This window comes from Clavibacter lycopersici, assembly GCF_003576405.1.
GTDB lineage: Bacteria > Actinomycetota > Actinomycetes > Actinomycetales > Microbacteriaceae > Clavibacter > Clavibacter lycopersici.
Genome location: NZ_QWGT01000268.1, coordinates 1 through 3,476, shown reverse-complemented (window position 1 = coordinate 3,476; position 3,476 = coordinate 1). Strand labels below are relative to the sequence as shown.

The following is a 3,476-nucleotide window of genomic DNA, read 5'->3' as shown; positions in this document are numbered from 1 at the left end:
GCGGCGGCGGCTGGGGTGGCGGCGGCGGATTCGGCGGAGGCAGCTTCGGCGGAGGCGGCGGCGGATTCGGCGGAGGCGGCGGCGGCGGATTCGGCGGGGGCGGCGGAGGCGGCAGCTTCTAGCGGCCCCGCGCATCACCCGCACGGCACGCACGACCAGGACGACGAGAACGAGAGCGACCCATGATCAACCCATTCCGACGAAGCACCAGACGAGAAGGAGCAGCACCCATGTCCAAGCAGTCCATCCTCGGCCGCATCGCCCAGCTCGCGAAGGCCAACATCAACAACCTCATCGACCAGGCCGAGGACCCGCAGCTCATGCTGGACCAGATGGTCCGCGACTACACGGAGAGCATCCGCGAGGCCGAGAGCGCCGTCGCCCAGACCATCGGCAACCTCCGCATGATCGAGGACGACCACCGCGAGGACGTCCAGGCCGCGCAGGACTGGGGGCGCAAGGCCCTCGCCGCGAGCACGAAGGCCGACGAGTACCGCAACGCCGGCAACACCCCGAACGCCGACAAGTTCGACGCGCTCGCCCGGGTCGCGCTCCAGCGCCAGATGCAGTCCGAGAACGAGGCGAAGGGCGCCGAGCCCACCATCGCGTCGCAGACCGAGGTCGTCGAGAAGCTCAAGCAGGGCCTCGACACGATGCGCGGCAAGCTGCAGCAGCTCTCCTCGAAGCGCGACGAGCTGAACGCCCGCCAGAAGACCGTGCAGGCGCAGTCGCAGGTGCAGGACGCCATGAAGAGCATCGACATCATGGACCCGACCAGCGAGGTCAGCCGCTTCGAGCAGAAGATCCGCCGCGAGGAGGCCCGCGTCCGCGGCGCCGAGGAGCTGCAGGCCTCGAGCCTCGACGCGCAGTTCGAGGAGCTCGAGGACCTCGGCGAGCTGACCGAGGTCGAGGCGCGCCTCGCCGCGCTCAAGTCCGGCGGATCCGCGCCGAAGCAGGTCACGTCCGGCGAGTAGCCGTCCACCCGGATCCACGGGCGCCGTCCTCCGGGGCGGCGCCCGTCGTCGTCCCCGGGGAATTCCGCTCCCGTGGATCCCGTTCCCCTCAGCATGACCAACATCGGAATCATCGGCGCCGGACTCATCGGCAGCCAGCTCGCCCGCCTGTTCACCTCCGCCGGCCACGACGTCGTGATCGCGAACTCGCGCGGTCCGGAGACCCTCACCGACCTGATCGACGAGCTGGGCGACCGCGCCCGCGCCGCGACCGTCGACGAGGTCGCGGAGGCCGGCGAGATCGTCGTCGTGACGATCCCGCTCAAGAACATCGACAGCGTGCCGGTCGCGCCCCTCGCGGGCAAGATCGTGATCGACACCGACAACTACTACCCGGAGCGCGACGGCCACATCGCCGAGCTCGACGACGAGACGACGACGACCGCGGAGATGCTCCAGCGTCACCTGCCCGAGTCGAAGGTCGTCAAGGCGTTCAACCACATCTACGCGGCCGACCTCGTCTCGGACGGGACCCCCGCCGGCACCCCGAACCGGCGCGCGCTCGTCATCGCGGGCGACGACGCCGAGGCGAAGGCGACCGTCACCTCGATCCTCGACTCCTTCGGCTACGACACCGTCGACGCGGGACCGCTCGCCGAGGGCTGGCGCATCCAGCGCGACACCCCCGGCTACGGCCCGAAGCTCGACGCCGACGGCCTCCGCCGGGCGCTGGCCGAGGCGAAGCGCTACCGCGACATGTAGCACCGGGGCGGGATGCGAGTCCCTCCCCCGTCGATGCCCGTCGCCCGCGGCCGAGACCGCAGGCGGCGGGCATCGCCATGTCCGGCCCCGCACGCGATACTGAGGTGTGCCCGCCTCCTTCGTCGTCGTCCCCCAATGGCAGGGCTCGGGCTCGTCCCGCGCCATGAGGCTCGCGGACGGGGCGGAGGCGATACGCGGCGACCTGCCCGCATCCGCCACGCACGTCGTGGACGTGCCGGTCGAGGCCGGCGAGTCGCTCGGCACCGGGGTCCTCCGCTACGCGTCGCTGCTCGCGGTGCGCACGCGCCAGGAGGCCGCGCTCCGGGCGGCGTCGGCGTCCGGACAGGGCCCGCTCATCACGGTGGGCGGCGACTGCGGCGTGGAGATCGCGTCCATCGGGCACGCCGCCCGGGAGCATCCCGGCCTCGCGGTCGTCTGGCTCGACGCGCACGCCGACCTCAACACCCCCGCGTCGTCCCCCACCGGCGCGTTCCACGGGATGGTGCTGCGCGCCGTCGTCGGCGAGGGCGTCGACGGGCTGGACCTCCCCGCGGGCGCCGTCACGACCGACCGCGTCGTGCTCGCCGGGGTGCGCGCGCTCGACGACGCCGAGTCCGACCTCGTGGACTCCCGCGGCATCGCGCTCATCGGCGTCGACGCCATGGGCCCCGAGGCGCTCGTCGCGGCCGTGACCGCCACCGGCGCCACCGAGGTCTACGTCCACGTCGACCTCGACGTGCTCGACCCGGGCGGGATGTCCGGCGTCGGCTACCCCGAGCCGTTCGGGCTCGACGTGCAGGTCGTGACCGAGTCGATCAAGGCGCTGCGCCGGTCGTTCGGGCTCGCGGGCGCCGGGATCACCGAGTTCGCGCCCTCCTCCCCCGCGGCTGCGGTGGAGGACATGGGCACCATCCTGCGGATCATCGGGGCGCTGACCGGGCCGGTCTGATCCGCCCGGAGGTCGCGCCGGGCCGCCCGCCCTGCGAGGCTGGGACGGACGATCGAAGGAGACCGCCGTGAGCGACGACGCCCGCACCGCACCCCCCGCCCAGCCCCGGTCCGAGACCCCGGCCGACGACGCGCCCCGGGTGCGCGTCGAGCGCCGCGGCCATCTGCTGCTCATCGGCCTGGACCGGCCGGCCAAGCGCAACGCCGCCGACATGCGGATGCTCCGCGAGCTCGCGAGCGCGTACGGCCTGCTCGACCGCGACCCCGAGCTCCGGGTGGGCGTCGTGCACGCGATCGGCGACCACTTCACGGGCGGGCTGGATCTCGCGGACGTGGCCCCGCACATCGGCCGCGGTCCCGGCGGCGGCCTCGACACGGTGCCGGACGACGGCGTCGACCCGTGGCGGATGGCCGGCGACGGCGTCGGCAAGCCCGTGGTGCTCGCGGTGCAGGGCACGTGCCTCACGCTCGGGATCGAGCTGGCCCTCGCGAGCGACGTCGTGGTCGCGGCCGCCGGCACGCGGTTCGGGCAGATCGAGGTCGCACGCGGGATCCTCCCCTTCGGCGGCGCCACCCTCCGCTTCCCGGCGGTCGCGGGCTGGGGCGACGCGATGCGCTGGATCCTCACGGGCGACCTCTTCGACGCCGAGGAGGCCCGGCGCATGCGCGTCGTGCAGCTCGTGGTGCCCGACGGCGAGCAGCTCGACGCGGCGATCGGGATCGCCGAGCGCATCGCCGCCCAGGCCCCGCTCGCCGTGCAGGCGACGCTCCGCAGCGCCCGCGCCGCGCTCCGGGTCGGGCCCGAGGCAGCGG

The 3,476-nt window shown here is 73.7% G+C and carries 5 protein-coding genes; all 5 read left to right on the top strand.

Annotated features, from left to right (window positions below):
- Positions 1–186 (top strand): hypothetical protein (locus DZG00_RS17375; RefSeq protein ID WP_233550144.1); only part of this gene is annotated, 186 nt, incomplete at its 5' end.
- Positions 187–230: 44 nt separating this feature from the next.
- Entirely contained in the window at positions 231–974 is a 744-nt protein-coding gene (locus tag DZG00_RS13615) for a PspA/IM30 family protein (protein ID WP_119382781.1), read from the top strand.
- A 93-nt stretch (positions 975–1,067) separates the two neighbouring features.
- Positions 1,068–1,715, top strand: a complete 648-nt coding sequence (locus DZG00_RS13610; protein WP_119382782.1) for an NADPH-dependent F420 reductase — start codon at positions 1,068–1,070, stop codon at positions 1,713–1,715.
- Between the two features lie 106 nt (positions 1,716–1,821).
- The gene (locus DZG00_RS13605; protein ID WP_119382783.1) at positions 1,822–2,664 is read left to right on the top strand and encodes an arginase family protein; all 843 of its coding nucleotides are present in this window, start codon (positions 1,822–1,824) and stop codon (positions 2,662–2,664) included.
- Positions 2,665–2,731: 67 nt separating this feature from the next.
- Positions 2,732–3,476, top strand: a 745-nt coding sequence (locus DZG00_RS13600) for a crotonase/enoyl-CoA hydratase family protein (RefSeq protein WP_119455730.1), incomplete at its 3' end; no start/stop codon positions are given.